Below are 14,505 nucleotides of genomic sequence, written 5' to 3' on the forward strand. Positions count from 1 at the left end.
CACGAACAAATCCATGGCGGCAATATCCGGAGCGTGGTTTCGCAAGAAGGTCTTCCACCCCTAACTGGGCGGTCCACGTCGTTTCACCATGTACCTGGCGACGGTTGATTGGGCGACGCTAAATCCAAGCTTGAGCAGTTCGCCGTGGATGCGCGGCGCACCCCAAAGCAAATTCTCCATGCTCATCTGCCGGATCAGCGCGCGCAGGTCCGCTTCGATTTGCGGGCGACCACCCCGCCGCCGCGATTTCCACCGCCAGTAGCAGCGAAAGCCCGCCCGATGCCAACGCACGAGGGTTTCAGGTTGGACAATCGTGATAACCGTCAGGATTGATGGAAACCAGCGATACAGCTGGACGAAGAACCAGCGATCGCTGGTTGCGGGTCGAACACGGCCACGCCGCTTGCGCCGCAATACAATCAATGTCGAAGCACCGCATTCTCAGCTTCAAGCCGCAACTTCGACTTGAATGGCGAGGCCAGGACAGCCAGAACGAAACAGAGCAGCCCGATCATTCCACCAGCTTAGGCGATTCCATCACATCATCAACTCGGATGAGGTTTTCGGCACACACACCCACCGTGAAGCGTACAGCGGGTCACCCGGCGATGCTCGGCCCTATCAGGTGCCACCGCTATACTCAGTATCTTGTTGGCCCTGAGGATGTTTCGGGTCGATCATATCTGCCCTTACGGCCTTCCTGATTTCGGCCATCCTGATTTCTTCCTCGTCGGCCTGCTGGCTCGGCTTTTGACTTTGGTTCGGTTGCTGCAGGTCCGGATTTTTCTCGTTTTGATTGGACATAGGGAGCTCCTTTTTTGTTGCCCCCACGGCTGAACATATAGTGACAGCCGGTACGCTCTTGCAGAATCGGGCCACCTTTTTTTGTCCCTCGCCAGCTTCCGATTTTTCCACCATTTGGCCTGAGTGCCACGCACCGGCTCGCCCGTGCGCGGTCGCTTTAGGAACGGTAATAGTTCGGTGAAGTTGTTGTTCCTAGACAGGCATGGAGCGCAGCCATGACATTCCCGAATGAAAACGAGCCTCCCAGGGGGACAAGGGATGAAAGGCGCATCAACACCACCCGCTGGGCGATCGCGGGCGCGGTTGTCCTGGTGCTGTTCGGCCTCCTGCTAATCTACCCCGGCCGCAAAACGCACGACAAATCCGCCGAGAATCCGCCCAGCCCCGCGACGCAATCGCAGCCGCAGAAATGAGCTTGAAAGCCACCAGCACCATTACGGGCGCTGACGACAATACGAACTGCGCGAGGCAACGCCGTCCCGGCCTCAAGGAAGTTGCCGACTGTTTTCGATCGAGCCGAAGGCGGGTGCGACACCGCTGAGCGACCCCGCGAAAAGGCCCGCCGGTTGCAGTCACAGCGGGCCTTTCGGGACCGGGATCAGCCGTACCAAGCGATCAACCGGTCCGGATGAATAATGCGGGCGGCGGGGATGTGGTTTCAAAGAAAAACCCGCCGGGGAGATCGAGTTCATGATGAAGCGACTGTGTAGCGCGGAGTGACGCGCGAAGCCCGCCGACGATGGGCGCGCCGACGGGCTGCAGAAGTTTGACGAAGGAACGTGGGGGCGTTCTCCGTCTTCTCGACAATGCACGGACGGGAAGGGAGTTCCTTGCGATTCTGGTCGGCCGGCAAAAAAAGACCTGCCAGTTTCCCGGCGGGTCAAGTCACCCCAAGTTAGACGGGCTGCTCAGCCGTTGTCTGTACCGAAAACCTCAAATCCGGCCATAGTGGTGGTGAAGTCCGCCCAGGATGGCGCGTGAACGAATGACACCGGTGTGCTGCACTGAGCGAGAGACCGGTGCATCCTTGTTCAAAGACCGATGCGTTCTGAAACGGTTGTAATAGTCAGCGTAAGATTTCAGGACCCGACGCAAATGTGCCTCGCCACAGATGATCGCGTGATCGAGACACTCGCGACGGATCGATCCAATCAGCCGTTCGGCAAAGCCATTCTGCCAGGGTGAGGCCGGTTCAATAGGCTTGTCCCGGATGCCTATGGCACGCAGTCGGCGTGTGACGACCGCACCGTAAATGCGATCACGGTCCCGGATCATGTAACCCGGAGCACCGTCCCAAGGGAAAGCCTCGGTGATCTGCCGAGCGATCCACTCCGCCGTCGGGTTGGCTGTGACGTTGATCCAGACGAGATCTCTGCGATCAATCCGTACAATCACGAAGCCGTAAGCAGTTTGAAGCCAATGGTCGGGACCACGAACAAATCCATGGCGGCAATATCCGGAGCGTGGTTTCGCAAGAAGGTCTTCCACCCCTGACTGGGCGGTCCACGTCGTTTCACCATGTACCTGGCGACGGTTGATTGGGCGACGCTAAATCCAAGCTTGAGCAGTTCGCCGTGGATGCGCGGCGCACCCCAAAGCAAATTCTCCATGCTCATCTGCCGGATCAGCGCGCGCAGGTCCGCTTCGATTTGCGGGCGACCACCCCGCCGCCGCGATTTCCACCGCCAGTAGCAGCGAAAGCCCGCCCGATGCCAACGCACGAGGGTTTCAGGTTGGACAATCGCGATAACCGTCAGGATTGATGCAACAACCCGGCGGCGGCTAGTTATCGCCGTCTGCCTCTCAGGATCCGGGTCTGTGTACGGAGCGAGAAACCGGCCGGAAAAGATAGGCGGTTAGCCGGAAGCGCCCATCGCGCGCAAGGTATGCAGAGTTATTTCCGGTGAGCAGTTTAAGCGCACGGGAAGAATGCTCGTGCCAGCGCCCACCGAGGTATATCCGACCATGCCGCCATGCCGCCACGGTCCAGCGCCCATGTATCGAGGCAATGCAGCCTCGAGCTTGATAGGAATTCCACCGGGCAGGCAGAGCTGGCCCCCGTGGGTGTGTCCGCAAAACATAAGATCGAATCCCGCGTTCATCGCTCGATCATAAACTTCGGGCGTGTGCGCCAACAAAATCGAAAAGGCGTCTGAAGGAATTTGGTTCGCGGCTTTCTCAACGTCGTCCGCTCGATAGAAATGCGGATCGTCCACACCGGCCAGGAAGATGCGTTGTCCGTCACGGAAAATCGGTTCACTTTCGTTGAAAAGCATATGGATTCCCATCGCTTCCATGGAAGGGGCCATTTGGATGCTGTCGTGGTTTCCAAGTATCCCATAGATCGGCCCTTTCAACCGAGCCTGGATCTCCTCGATGATACCTAGACTTTTTTCGAACGGACCGTACGTCCTGCCACGATAGTCTCCGGTTAAGACACAAATGTCGTATTGAAGGCCGCCGATCACGCTGACCAGATGCCGCATCGCGCCTACACTTATGTCGGCATGCAGATCGCTGATGTGGAGGATAGTGAAATTGTCAAATGCCGGGGGCAGATTGGCGAAAGCCACGCTATGGTGTTTGACAACGACGTGGTCAGCATTTCGACGCGCGCGGCCATAAAGTCCAGTCAGTTTCAACGCGATTCTGACGATCCACGGTGCTGCGTACCAGTTTTCGAGATTGAAGAAGATCAGTCCCTGGCCGAACAGCTGGGCCTCGTGCTCGGCTTCGATTTTCAATCGCCGCTCAACATGTTCTGAGCCAATTCGCTCGATCAGGTCTTGCAGAGATGTTTCGGTCGCAACGTTCGAAGCAGGATCCAAAATCTAGTCTCTCCATTTGGAGACCGCTCCCAACGAAAAGCATGAACGGCATGATAGCTGATAGCTTTTGGCGCCTGACGATTCTTTGCGATTGATACCACAATGACTACCAGTTCACGACTTCTTTTTGCCCGCACCGGAGTTTGGTTGCCATGCCGCAGCGCCCTTTTGGCTTGGTGCTGCCGCGATGATCTTGGCTTTCTCTTTTTTCGGTTTCTTCGACTCGCGATTGCTTTTTGCCACGATGATCTCCTCTCGTTGATAACACGTCTCGTTGAACAGGCGCACTCACATCGAGCAGTAGCGCTTCGCTCTTCGCACTGCGTCGTTGATCTCGTCGGTCAACTGGGCCTCGCCCATTTGATAAATGTTACCGGCCAGCGCCGAAGCTTGAGCCGAACTCATGGAGAGAGCGGCTCATCGTCGGCGTAGCAGAACTTGATGCGCCAAAGCCCTTCCTGATTTCGATGCGGCTCGATCAGGATTATCGGAAGATCTGGTAATCCGTTTTCAAAAAATAGCACCGACAGCGCGCCCATCATGGCATCTCACTAAATTCGTCGGGGATCTGTCCTTCCCAATAAAAGATCGCCGGCTTCTCGTCATAGTCGCCGGTTTCATCATCAGAGGTTATGGAGAAGGCAACGACGCCTGCCTTGGACAGTGCGAGCCTCTGCGCGGTTCGACGGGCGCCCTCAGCTGATCGACACACAATCGGCCTGTCTGGCTTCAACTGATTACCTTTTGCGGCATTAAAGGCCTGCACGAGAAATTGCGTTTGCGACGACATTCCATGAGCGTGCGCCCTTTCTGGTCCAATAGCTATTCATTAGTTCTGAGTCTTTCCTCATAACGCAGGGTGCCCAAATGTGGATTGGACCGGCCCCTTGCATTTTCCCTAAGGGACCATAGATGGGTGAGGTTCGAACTGTCGCTCTGGCTTGTTGACCGCGCCGAAACCGGCTCCACTCCCCAAGACATCGCTGAACTCGGATCAAGCTTGCACGGATGTCGTGCGAGCGAACGCGCTTTTGCGTATCTTGGAGATGACAAATGGCAACTGGAACAGTGAAGTGGTTCAACGCGACAAAGGGCTTCGGCTTCATTCAGCCTGACGGTGGCGGGCAGGATATCTTCGTTCATATCAGCGCGGTCGAACGCGCTGGCTTGAGCTCCCTCGACGAGGGTCAGAAGGTTTCGTTCGAAGCCAAGACCGACAGCATGCGCGGCAAGACCAGCGCTGAAAACCTTCGCGTCGATTAATTCGCCGACTTGAGGTACCCACGGATGTACTGGGACCTTTAGATCGGTTGCGTGTCCTCGTTCAGAGGTGTGCTCATGTTATCGAAGTGCGATGAAGACCGCCGGCCGCAAAGCCGGCGGTGTTTTGCTCGTGCGGCGTTTGCACCTTAGATCAGCAGCTATTCGTTCTGAAGGAGCTGAACACGAAACGTTCAACGGCAGCGCAGGCATGGAATTCCGCGCGGTCCATCGGCCTGCCGAACGGTAAGAGGGCAGCCCTGATATTTTCGAAGTCGGCGCGCGGGTTGGCGTTGGTTTGAAATCCGCCGTCATCAGCGATGTTGCGTGCCTCGATCGAAGACATCTCCATCGCCGATAAGGTGTAATGGCGCCCGGTTCGCAATGGCGATGTGATCTCCGTCCCCGCTGGCACATGCATGCGGTCGGCGCCGGAAGCCGGAAAACATCGCAGATCTTGCGCGCTAGCGTTCCTGGAGTTATGTCAGCAGCGGCTAGCACTCGTTCATTACGACTGCCAATCCATAATCCCAACAGCAAAGTAGGATCGCATGAACTTTCGTCCGCTTCACGACCGCATCGTGGTCAAGCGTATCGACGCCGAAGACAAAACCGCTGGCGGCATCATCATTCCGGATACGGCCAAGGAAAAGCCCTCGCAGGGCGAGGTCGTAGCCGTCGGCCCCGGCGGCCGTGACGAGGCAGGCAATCTGATCCCGATCGACCTCAATGTCGGCGACCGCGTGCTGTTCGGTAAGTGGTCCGGCACCGAGGTCAAGATCGACGGTCAGGAACTGCTGATCATGAAGGAAAGCGACATCATGGGCGTTCTCACCGATTTGCCCGCCACTAAGAAGAAGGTTGCGTAGGCACAGCCATCATTTCTCAAGAAACCGCCCAATCGCGCGGTCTTAGGGATCTGACGAAAACGGAGATCATTATGTCTGCCAAAGAAGTTAAATTCGGCGTCGATGCCCGCGACCGCATGCTGCGCGGCGTGGAAATCCTCAACAACGCGGTGAAGGTCACGCTCGGCCCCAAGGGCCGCAACGTTGTGCTCGACAAGTCGTTCGGCGCACCCCGCATCACCAAGGACGGCGTCACCGTCGCCAAGGAGATCGAGCTTGAGGACAAGTTCGAGAACATGGGCGCGCAGATGGTGCGTGAAGTCGCCTCCAAGTCTGCGGACGCGGCTGGTGACGGCACCACCACCGCAACGGTCCTCGCCGCTGCGATCGTCCGCGAAGGCGCCAAGTCGGTCGCCGCCGGCATGAATCCGATGGACCTGAAGCGAGGCATCGACCTAGCCGTCGAAGCCGTGGTCGCCGACCTCGTCCGGAACTCCAAGAAGGTCACCTCGAACGAGGAAATCGCCCAGGTCGGCACCATCTCGGCCAACGGCGATTCCGAAATCGGCAAGTTCCTCGCCAACGCCATGAAGAAGGTCGGCAATGAGGGCGTCATCACGGTTGAAGAAGCCAAGTCGCTCGAAACCGAACTCGAGGTCGTCGAGGGCATGCAGTTCGACCGCGGCTATATCTCGCCCTACTTCGTCACCAACGCCGACAAGATGCGCGTTGAAATGGAAGATGCCTACGTCCTCATCAACGAAAAGAAGTTATCTCAGTTGAACGAATTGCTTCCGTTGTTGGAAGCCGTGGTGCAGAGCGGCAAACCGCTTGTGATTATTGCCGAAGACGTCGAAGGCGAGGCGCTTGCCACGCTCGTGGTCAACCGGCTTCGTGGCGGCCTCAAGGTTGCCGCCGTCAAGGCGCCGGGCTTCGGCGATCGCCGCAAGGCCATGTTGCAGGACATCGCCATCCTGACCGGCGGTCAGGCGATCAGCGAAGACCTCGGCATCAAGCTCGAGAACGTCACGCTGCAGATGCTCGGCCGTGCCAAAAAGGTGATGATCGACAAGGAAAACACCACCATTGTCAGCGGGGCCGGCAAGAAGGCCGACATCGAGGCGCGCGTGAACCAGATCAAGGCGCAGATCGAGGAAACCACCTCGGACTACGACCGCGATAAGCTGCAGGAGCGGCTCGCCAAGCTCGCGGGCGGCGTCGCGGTGATCCGCGTCGGCGGCGCGACCGAGGTCGAGGTGAAGGAACGCAAGGACCGCGTGGATGACGCGATGCATGCGACCCGCGCGGCGGTTGAAGAAGGCATCGTGCCGGGTGGCGGCGTCGCCCTGCTCCGTGCCTCCGAGCAGCTCAAGCGCATTAAGACGCAGAACGATGACCAGAAGACCGGCGTCGAGATTGTGCGCAAGGCACTGTCCGCGCCTGCCCGTCAGATCGCGATCAACGCGGGCGAGGACGGCAGCGTCATCATCGGCAAGATCCTCGAGAAGGAGCAGTATTCCCACGGCTTCGACTCGCAGACCGGCGAATACGGCAACCTGATCTCTAAGGGCATCATCGACCCGACCAAGGTCGTGCGCACCGCGATACAGAACGCGGCCTCGGTCGCGGCGCTGCTGATCACCACCGAGGCGATGGTCGCCGAGCTGCCGAAGAAGAATGCAGGCGCTGGTGGGATGCCCCCAGGTGGCGGTGGCATGGGAGGTATGGATTTCTAAGTCTAGCTGTTCAGAGCGCAAGAGAAAGACAAAGGCCCGGCACCCCTGCCGGGCCTTCTGCATTAGAGCTTCGCTTCTCCTAGGTTACTGAGTGAAAGGATTGGCGGGGAAAACGTTCCTGGGAGGCGCGATCCAGTCAAACTTGCGCCGCTTTGGCTAACTGGCCGCGCTCATCTCGGTGGACGGCGCACATCCGCTGACGGGCACGCGTTATCATCCGCCAGCCCGATTCTTCATCGGGCGGCCGACTATCACATATCGAACTTGGAGAACTCCTGCGGACGGAGAAGGTCCCGAACAGCAGGCGTTACTCCGTCGGATATCCGGCGCGTGATTACGCAGAAAGGTCAGCCACCCTTGGCTTGGCGGTCCTCGCCGTTTGAGCATGTACTTGGCGACGCTTGATTGAGCGACCTCAAACCCAAGCTTGAGAAGTTCGCCGTGGATGCGTGGTGCGCCCCAAAGTGGATTTTCGATAATCATCTGTCGGATCAACGCGCAACTTCGACTTGAATGGCGAGGCCAGGACGGCCAAAGCGAAACAGAGCAGCCCGATCATTTCGCCAGTTTAGGTGATTTCATCACGTCATCAACTCAGATAAGTTTTCGGTACACACAGCAGGCCAGTCTACGGTATTGAATCGGGAGAGGCGAATGCGGTTCAAATCAAAAAAATCGGGGGTTATCAGATCTACGCTGTGAGCGGTATCAGTACCGTGTCGTTCGGCATCGATGCAAAGGATGCGAATACCGACGGGCTGCGTGGTTTTGCGGTCGAACGACGCGACGTGGTCAGCGCTACTTCATGTGCGGCTTCAAGGTTTTCCCTTCGGTTGTGCCGAATCCGACGGGTGAACAACCGGTGAGCACTTTCGACCAGCGATACAGAGTTCCGTTTGGGACGACTTCACCGCAAAGGAAGATCGCACGTACGAATATTTCTTTCATCCGCACGCGCATCCGACCGCAGAATGGATCGCAAATCAGATCACGCAAGCGTGCGGCTGGAAGCGGACCCCTCGCTATCTGATCCGCGACCGGGACGGGGCCTATGGCGAAGTCTTTTTTCGAAGAGTTCGATCCATGGGCATTCGTGATCGACCGCCGTCGCCGCGCTCGCCATGGCAAAGCGCATATGCTGAATGGCTGATCGGTGAGATCCGGCGGGAATGCCTTGACCATGTTGTTGTATTCGGCGAGCGGCATCTTCGTCACGTGCTGCTGTCGTACATGAACTACTATAATGAGACGCGCAGCACCTATCGTTAGACAAGGATGCGCCCTATCGCGCACGGTTCAGGGGGCAGGGCGTATTCTTCGCCTTCCAATCCTGGGCGGGCTGCATCACCAATATATTCGGATTTGATTTGCGACAGGCACAGGATCGCGCTGGCCGCGCTGACACCAAAATGCTCGGCGGCCTGTCGACAGGACAAGCCACCATCAATCGCGGCGATCACCCTTTGGCGAAGATCAACGGAAAGCGCCTTGGCCATGCATGCTGACCTCCTTCGCCAGCACGCAGCTTGAACCTGACTCGCGCCATTTTGGGAATCCCCAACGATTCATTCCGGTCGGAAAATGCTCTAGCGCCAGGAATCTCTCGCCCAAACTCACGGTAGACGGCAAGAGACCGAATGTAACGGCGCCGTTCGTCTCGACGGCGCCCAGTGAGCGGAGTGGCATTAGCTGCATGGATTACAGCGCCTTCCACTGGATGTTGCGATAAAAGACCCCGCCGGTGTGGGTCTGGAGACCGATGAAGCGAGGGTCTTGGGCGCTGGATGGAAGCCCGCGGCGAGGCGACTGTGGATCGCCGGTGAAGTGGAAGAGATTGACCATCTGTCCGTTCAGTGCGACCCTGATGTCAGCGCCGTCGACGGTGATTTCGTATTCGTTCCACTCCCCAACCGGATGAACCACAACGGGACCGTCGGTCGGGCCCTTGAAGGAGTAGACTGCGCCCGTGCTGTGGATTGGCGCGTTTGCGGGACGGGCCAACTCGTCGATCTGTATTTCAAAACCGAAGTTGACGCCGACATAGGCGGTATTGTCGTAACCTTCGAGCCTCGGGTCGGGGAATCCGATAAACACTCCCGAATTGTCGTCTGACGCCGTCATCATCCATAGCAGCCGTAATATATAGCGGGTGGGCGTCGGTCTCTTCAGCCAAAGAAGCCCGAGATCTGTTCCGGCCCTTCCCTCCAGCACACCCCGCCGGACCCGAAATGCGCCGGGGTCGTCTCGACCGGGTTGGTTGCTAATGGTGGACATTGTCCAGTCGCCCAGCGACAAGCCATCGAATAGCGTTTCGAACCCCGCATCTGCAGCGAACGGGGGCGGGGCCATGATGAGGTCGCCTGTACGTCGTGATAGCGCGATGCCGGTGAGCATCGGGTTCGGCGAGCCGATGCTTGGGAAAAGTGCGGGGCCTACCGCGTACAGGTTTTCGGTATGGTGGAAGCGTCCTTCACCATCGGAAACGCTTGTGGTCGGATCATTTCCCATCCAAAGGCCCCCGGCTTCGTGATGAGTTGTTCCGAGACCGTCGCGATTGCTCTGGAGCACCTGCATGGGCTGCGCATTCGCGAAGATGGCGGCGACCTTCTGCATAGCCGCATCCATTGCGTTCCACAGGTCCTCGTCGCGCTGCGTCGGGGTGAGCACGACTGATGCGCGGCGCACTCCGTATTCGTCAGTTCGAGAACTCAGGTCGACCCGGCTTGGGTGAGCGCCAAGGTTGGTCGGATCGGCAGGCTCCATTTCTCCAAGGCCCCGTATCGCTATGGCGATATGTGTATCGTTTGAGGTGCGGAGCTGGTCGTAGAAATCGATGTCGGGGACTTTGCGAAAGAGTTCGTCCTCTCCGCCAACGGTATTACCGCCGCCACTCGCTGAGATCTGAAGGTGAAATCGACCGATCAGATCACCGTTCGACCGCGTCGCACGCCCCTTTACAAACAGCGCCGCCGTTTGCAATTCGTTAACTGCGGAGGACAGGCCCGAGATCGCTGAGCGAGGCACTCGGATGACCAGGTTCGAGCGAAGATGCGCCGTCAGGTTCTTGCCTAAAAGCGGCAAGGTCGGAAGTCCAGTGCCGTCGAACGAGGCCAGTGCCAGCCTCGCGTTCTCAATGGTTCCAAGCGCAATGACAACAGTGCCGCCCGGCGCAAGATCAATAGGTCCTTGGCTTGTATCAATGCCGGTGACCCGCCACGTGCCGTTGGCAGTCGGCAGTGTGCGGAGGGACAACACATGTGTGTCGGGCAGGATCATGAATTCCTTGATGGCGTCGTTACCGTTCGAGGTCCCAGCCGCCGTCCTGGCTGCCTTCATCAGGAGCGGCGCCACGCTGAATTTGTTGAGAGGAAAGAAGCCCGCGTGGGGTGGCCGCGCCTGCACCGCAAGCGGCGCCTCAAGCTTCAGCATATTCAGGAGATCAGTTTGAGACAGCCCGCCCGTAGAGGTTAGACCGAGCAGCTTCGCCGGGTCGGAGCCGGGCTTCAGGAGAGGCGACGCGGGGAGCGCGCCGAGGGGAAACACGTCAGGGACGCTGGTGAGATTGTCGAAGAGCTGACGACGCAAACCATTCTGCAGCTCTCCGGAAATGAAATCGTTGGCCTCGTCGACCCCGATCTGTCTTGAGCTCTCGTCGAAATAACGGCTGTTCAGGGCAACAACAGTGACTGCAGGCCAAGTCGCCATCTCTTCATCGAGAAGGCGAGGCGACCAGCCACCCCAATATAGCGATCGGCCGCCTACCGTGTAGGCGAGCCCTTTGAAGGGAATGGTGGATTTCCAAGGAAGGCCCCAGACCTCATTGCGCGCTGGCTCCGGCTGCGGCGCGTTCTCATTCAAAAAGAAAGGACTCGCCGGGTCAGCGAAACCCTGAATGCCGGTGTTCTGGACGTGTTCAGGAATGCTGAACAGCCCGGCTTCTACGACCAGTGTGCGCAGTCCACCCCCCGCCTGTTTCTGACGAAACCAAAGATGTTCTGCAATCGCGGAGCCGAAGGTCCCACCGCCTACGATGATGAAGTCGAAAGGGCGTCCACCTGCGGTCTTCCACGCATCTACTTCGGCGAGGTTGTTGCAGAGATAGCGGCCTTGGACGTCTTTGGTGAAGGAGGTCCTCTCCGTTGCTGTAGGCATGCTCGCTTCTCCTGATGCAACACGCTTCCCAACCTATGTCGTCCGTTCCTCTGTTGCTCGGATGCAAGTCTCCCTATGATCCTTGGACAGCTCCGTACCCATTACGCTCGTCAATACGGCAAGCCGCTGCCGTCATGGAAACCTGTCGCGAGCTTTCAAGGCAAGTTCGCGCCTCATCTTTCCGAGGATTACGAATTCGAGGAAGAGATTGTGTTGTTGAGTGGCGAGCGAGCGAAAGGGCGAGACGGAGCTCTCTGGCCTGATCGGGAGTGTTCATGCCGTTGCACCCTCAATGCTAGGGCCCCCTTGTCGGTGTGTCTCACAGCGCCTTGAAAGGTTCACTGACTTAAGCAAAATCCACGATCAAGGTTAACTGGCAGCGGGCGCGTTCAGCGATGCAGATTTTCCGCCCAGTGGTTCTGCGCATACCGGATTACAGCTGGCAGGAGCTATCTGCGGTCAGCGCTCGGCGCGCTGTGACAGACCGGAAGTTGGGCGCAACCGCAATAACTCTTAATGCCGACCTTGTAGAAGGAAGGCCGCATGACCGTTGACACTATCGAGAATAGGCTTTTTATTCGGGGCACGGGGATCTGCGATCTCCCCGCGAGGCGACATGCCCAAGTATCGCGTCCTGGAACACCAAGGGCGCAACATGTCAGCATCATACACTTCGATTTCATCCGATAAATTATCACGAATGATCGGCACGGCGGGCGCGCCGATGCTGATCGATGTCCGCCTAGATGAAGATTTCTCTGGCGACCCGCGCTTGATCCCAAGCGCCGTGAGGCGCTCGCATCTTGACCTTCAGCAATGGGCACCAGGTCTGAACGGACAATCGGTGGTCGTAATCGGCAATAAAGGCCAAAAGCTTAGTGAGGGAACCGCGGCCTGGCTCCGGTGCAGCAATGTCGCCGCCGAAATCCTGGAAGGGGGTCATCTGGGTTGGAAGGAGGCAAAACTGCCAACCATCCCCGCGGACAAGATCCCTAAACGCGACGAATCAGGGCGTACAGTCTGGGTCACGCGATCGCGCCCGAAGATCGATCGCATTGCCTGTCCATGGCTGATCCGCCGCTTCGTCGATCCGTCCGCGGTCTTCCTCTTCGTAACGCCGGCCGAGGTGGAAGCTGTGGCCGAGCGCTTCGACGCTACTCCCTTCGACATTGAAAATACATTCTGGAGCCATCGAGGCGAGCTTTGCACCTTTGATGTCATGGTGGCGGAGTTCGGGCTTGCGACGCCGCCGCTGGAGCGATTGGCGACGATGGTTCGCGCTGCCGACACCGCACGGCATGATCTGTCGCCGGAGGCACCTGGCCTTCTAGCGGCCTCGCTGGGCCTGTCACGCATGTTCGACGATGACCTCGAACAATTGAATGCGGGTCTTCTTCTCTACGATGCGTTCTATCGGTGGTGCCGCGACGCGACGAAGGAAACGCATAACTGGCCGACCAACAAGGTGAAGCCATGACCGATGTTGCAGCGAATCGGAAGATCAGCGTTGAAGCAATGGGGCACGGAATTTCCTTAAACGAGGCGCTTCCCGTTTGGATACGGGTGGCCCTTCTAAGCTTCGGCGGGCCGGCCGGCCAGATTGCGGTGATGCACCGGGTTCTGGTCGAGGAGAAAAATTGGATCTCGGAGAGCCGGTTCCTGCACGCCTTGAACTACTGCATGCTGTTGCCGGGACCTGAGGCGCAGCAACTCGCCACCTATATCGGCTGGCTTTTGCACCGGACAGTCGGAGGTCTAGTGGCTGGCGGCTTGTTCATCGTGCCGGGCGTCGTGGCCATCATGGGCCTTAGCTATGTCTATGCGATCTACGGGAATGTCGGGTTCGTCGAAGCTCTGTTCTTCGGCCTGAAAGCTGCAGTGCTCGCCATAGTCATGCAGGCTGTGGTCCGCGTGGGTAAGCGCGCGCTCCGCAGTCCAGTCATGGTGGCTCTCGCGGCCATCGCGTTCGTTGCCATCTTTTTCTTCAATACGCCGTTCCCGCTGATCATCGTCGCTGCCGCTCTCATCGGCCTCCTGGGCGCACGACTAGGCCGCCCAGAATTCGCGGCTCTGGAGCACAGTGGAAAGAACACTGCCGTGATCGACAGTATGCTCGGCGACGACATTCCCGAACACGTAAGGCCCAATACGGCGCGCACGCTGCGACTTCTTGTGGCTTGGCTCGCGATCTGGCTCGTTCCGGTCTTTGCGTTGTTTGTTGCGCTGGGCCCTGACGACGTCTTCAGCCAAATCGCAATCTTCTTCAGTAAAATGGCGATGGTTACGTTCGGAGGCGCTTACGCCGTCTTGGCTTATGTCGCGCAGCAGGCGGCCGAGTATTATCACTGGGTCACACCGCGGGAAATGCTCGATGGTCTCGGCATGGCCGAGACCACCCCCGGGCCCCTCATCATGGTCGTCCAATTCGTGGGCTTCATGGCCGCATTCCGCGAGACGAGCGGACTCTCCCCGCTTGCGGCCGGAACGCTTGGCGGGCTACTCGCGACTTGGGTGACCTTTGCGCCGTGCTTCCTCTGGATTTTCGTCGGAGCGCCCTATATCGAGGCCCTGCGGGGCAACAAGGCGCTCGCTGGAGCGCTCTCGGTGATTACCGCTGCCGTGGTCGGCGTTATCTTAAATCTATCGATCTGGTTCGCACTGCACACGCTGTTTCACCAGACGTTCCCGATTCACGAATTCGGTCTTTCGTTCGACGCACCCGTTCTGAGCAGCATCGACATTCCAGCTTTTCTCCTGTCACTCGCAGCGGCTACCGCAATCTTCCACTTCAAAGTGGGGATGCTCATTGTCCTGGCAGCCTCCTGCGCCGCAGGCATATTTTTGCGTTTGGCGGGCATCATCTAAACTATGAACGCT

At 58.3% G+C, this 14,505-nt stretch carries 16 protein-coding genes and 1 pseudogene; 7 read left to right on the forward strand and 10 right to left on the reverse strand.

What is annotated here, in order from left to right:
* Positions 1 to 60: 60 nt before the first annotated feature.
* Together ACZ5IL_RS08390 and ACZ5IL_RS08395 are read right to left on the reverse strand one after the other, a co-directional pair.
* A complete protein-coding gene (locus ACZ5IL_RS08390) occupies positions 61 to 423 on the reverse strand; it encodes a hypothetical protein (RefSeq protein ID WP_464596288.1) in 363 nt (120 codons plus the stop codon).
* A 198-nt stretch (positions 424 to 621) separates the two neighbouring features.
* Positions 622 to 804: a hypothetical protein gene (locus ACZ5IL_RS08395; protein WP_425905619.1), complete on the reverse strand. Its 183-nt coding sequence runs from the start codon at positions 802 to 804 to the stop codon at positions 622 to 624.
* Between the two features lie 215 nt (positions 805 to 1,019).
* Here ACZ5IL_RS08395 and ACZ5IL_RS08400 point away from each other — a divergent pair, with 215 nt between their 5' ends.
* The gene (locus tag ACZ5IL_RS08400) at positions 1,020 to 1,217 is read left to right on the forward strand and encodes a hypothetical protein (RefSeq protein ID WP_425905617.1); all 198 of its coding nucleotides are present in this window, start codon (positions 1,020 to 1,022) and stop codon (positions 1,215 to 1,217) included.
* A gap of 520 nt (positions 1,218 to 1,737) precedes the next feature.
* Here the strand turns inward: ACZ5IL_RS08400 and ACZ5IL_RS08405 are convergent.
* The 6 genes from ACZ5IL_RS08405 to ACZ5IL_RS08430 form a co-directional block, all read right to left on the reverse strand.
* Positions 1,738 to 2,199, reverse strand: a complete 462-nt coding sequence (locus ACZ5IL_RS08405; RefSeq protein WP_464596291.1) for an integrase core domain-containing protein — start codon at positions 2,197 to 2,199, stop codon at positions 1,738 to 1,740.
* Entirely contained in the window at positions 2,196 to 2,525 is a 330-nt protein-coding gene (locus ACZ5IL_RS08410) for a hypothetical protein (protein ID WP_464596293.1), read from the reverse strand. The genes ACZ5IL_RS08405 and ACZ5IL_RS08410 overlap by 4 nt, the downstream gene beginning before the upstream one ends.
* Positions 2,526 to 2,660: 135 nt before the next feature.
* Positions 2,661 to 3,548 carry a metallophosphoesterase gene (locus ACZ5IL_RS08415; protein WP_464596294.1) on the reverse strand — a complete coding sequence of 296 codons (888 nt, stop codon included), beginning with the start codon at positions 3,546 to 3,548 and terminating at the stop codon, positions 2,661 to 2,663.
* A 198-nt stretch (positions 3,549 to 3,746) separates the two neighbouring features.
* On the reverse strand, positions 3,747 to 3,875 hold the full coding sequence (locus ACZ5IL_RS08420; protein ID WP_425905609.1) for a hypothetical protein: 129 nt from the start codon (positions 3,873 to 3,875) through the stop codon (positions 3,747 to 3,749).
* 158 nt (positions 3,876 to 4,033) lie between these two features.
* Entirely contained in the window at positions 4,034 to 4,174 is a 141-nt protein-coding gene (locus ACZ5IL_RS08425; RefSeq protein WP_464596296.1) for a hypothetical protein, read from the reverse strand.
* Positions 4,171 to 4,422, reverse strand: coding sequence for a hypothetical protein (locus tag ACZ5IL_RS08430; RefSeq protein WP_425905606.1), 252 nt, complete (start codon positions 4,420 to 4,422; stop codon positions 4,171 to 4,173). The genes ACZ5IL_RS08425 and ACZ5IL_RS08430 overlap by 4 nt, the downstream gene beginning before the upstream one ends.
* Positions 4,423 to 4,685: 263 nt before the next feature.
* Between ACZ5IL_RS08430 and ACZ5IL_RS08435 the strand changes: the two genes are divergently transcribed.
* The 4 genes from ACZ5IL_RS08435 to ACZ5IL_RS08450 all read left to right on the forward strand — a co-directional run bounded on the left by ACZ5IL_RS08435 (position 4,686) and on the right by ACZ5IL_RS08450 (position 8,745).
* Positions 4,686 to 4,895 (forward strand): cold-shock protein, encoded by a 210-nt coding sequence (locus ACZ5IL_RS08435; RefSeq protein ID WP_079447074.1) that lies wholly within the window; start codon positions 4,686 to 4,688, stop codon positions 4,893 to 4,895.
* 548 nt (positions 4,896 to 5,443) lie between these two features.
* Entirely contained in the window at positions 5,444 to 5,761 is a 318-nt protein-coding gene (locus ACZ5IL_RS08440; RefSeq protein ID WP_464596297.1) for a co-chaperone GroES, read from the forward strand.
* A gap of 71 nt (positions 5,762 to 5,832) precedes the next feature.
* A complete protein-coding gene (gene groL, locus ACZ5IL_RS08445; protein WP_464596299.1) occupies positions 5,833 to 7,476 on the forward strand; it encodes a chaperonin GroEL in 1,644 nt (547 codons plus the stop codon).
* 1,083 nt (positions 7,477 to 8,559) lie between these two features.
* Complete coding sequence (locus ACZ5IL_RS08450; protein WP_464596301.1) at positions 8,560 to 8,745, forward strand: integrase core domain-containing protein; 186 nt, start codon at positions 8,560 to 8,562, stop codon at positions 8,743 to 8,745.
* A 119-nt stretch (positions 8,746 to 8,864) separates the two neighbouring features.
* Here ACZ5IL_RS08450 and ACZ5IL_RS08455 read toward each other — a convergent pair.
* Positions 8,865 to 8,972, reverse strand: a pseudogene (locus ACZ5IL_RS08455) (IS630 family transposase); the annotation flags it as partial.
* A 202-nt stretch (positions 8,973 to 9,174) separates the two neighbouring features.
* Positions 9,175 to 11,628: a 3-keto-alpha-glucoside-1,2-lyase-like domain-containing protein gene (locus ACZ5IL_RS08460; protein WP_464596302.1), complete on the reverse strand. Its 2,454-nt coding sequence runs from the start codon at positions 11,626 to 11,628 to the stop codon at positions 9,175 to 9,177.
* Between the two features lie 655 nt (positions 11,629 to 12,283).
* Between ACZ5IL_RS08460 and ACZ5IL_RS08465 the strand changes: the two genes are divergently transcribed.
* Together ACZ5IL_RS08465 and chrA are read left to right on the forward strand one after the other, a co-directional pair.
* Positions 12,284 to 13,105, forward strand: coding sequence for a chromate resistance protein ChrB domain-containing protein (locus ACZ5IL_RS08465; RefSeq protein ID WP_464596304.1), 822 nt, complete (start codon positions 12,284 to 12,286; stop codon positions 13,103 to 13,105).
* Positions 13,102 to 14,493: a chromate efflux transporter gene (gene chrA, locus ACZ5IL_RS08470; RefSeq protein WP_464596305.1), complete on the forward strand. Its 1,392-nt coding sequence runs from the start codon at positions 13,102 to 13,104 to the stop codon at positions 14,491 to 14,493. Before ACZ5IL_RS08465 ends, chrA begins: the two co-directional genes overlap by 4 nt.
* Positions 14,494 to 14,505 lie beyond the last annotated feature (12 nt).

This window comes from Nitrobacter sp. CN101, assembly GCF_055390255.1.

Bases quoted from the DNA above. Each gene is read 5' to 3' on its own strand.
- ACZ5IL_RS08395 (WP_425905619.1), bottom strand. From the start codon at position 804: ATGTCCAATCAAAACGAGAAAAATCCGGACCTGCAGCAACCGAACCAA.
- ACZ5IL_RS08400 (WP_425905617.1), top strand. From the start codon at position 1,020: ATGACATTCCCGAATGAAAACGAGCCTCCCAGGGGGACAAGGGATGAA.
- ACZ5IL_RS08425 (WP_464596296.1), bottom strand. From the start codon at position 4,174: ATGATGGGCGCGCTGTCGGTGCTATTTTTTGAAAACGGATTACCAGAT.
- ACZ5IL_RS08430 (WP_425905606.1), bottom strand. From the start codon at position 4,422: ATGTCGTCGCAAACGCAATTTCTCGTGCAGGCCTTTAATGCCGCAAAA.
- ACZ5IL_RS08435 (WP_079447074.1), top strand. From the start codon at position 4,686: ATGGCAACTGGAACAGTGAAGTGGTTCAACGCGACAAAGGGCTTCGGC.
- ACZ5IL_RS08440 (WP_464596297.1), top strand. From the start codon at position 5,444: ATGAACTTTCGTCCGCTTCACGACCGCATCGTGGTCAAGCGTATCGAC.
- groL (WP_464596299.1), top strand. From the start codon at position 5,833: ATGTCTGCCAAAGAAGTTAAATTCGGCGTCGATGCCCGCGACCGCATG.
- ACZ5IL_RS08450 (WP_464596301.1), top strand. From the start codon at position 8,560: ATGGGCATTCGTGATCGACCGCCGTCGCCGCGCTCGCCATGGCAAAGC.
- ACZ5IL_RS08460 (WP_464596302.1), bottom strand. From the start codon at position 11,628: ATGCCTACAGCAACGGAGAGGACCTCCTTCACCAAAGACGTCCAAGGC.
- ACZ5IL_RS08465 (WP_464596304.1), top strand. From the start codon at position 12,284: ATGTCAGCATCATACACTTCGATTTCATCCGATAAATTATCACGAATG.
- chrA (WP_464596305.1), top strand. From the start codon at position 13,102: ATGACCGATGTTGCAGCGAATCGGAAGATCAGCGTTGAAGCAATGGGG.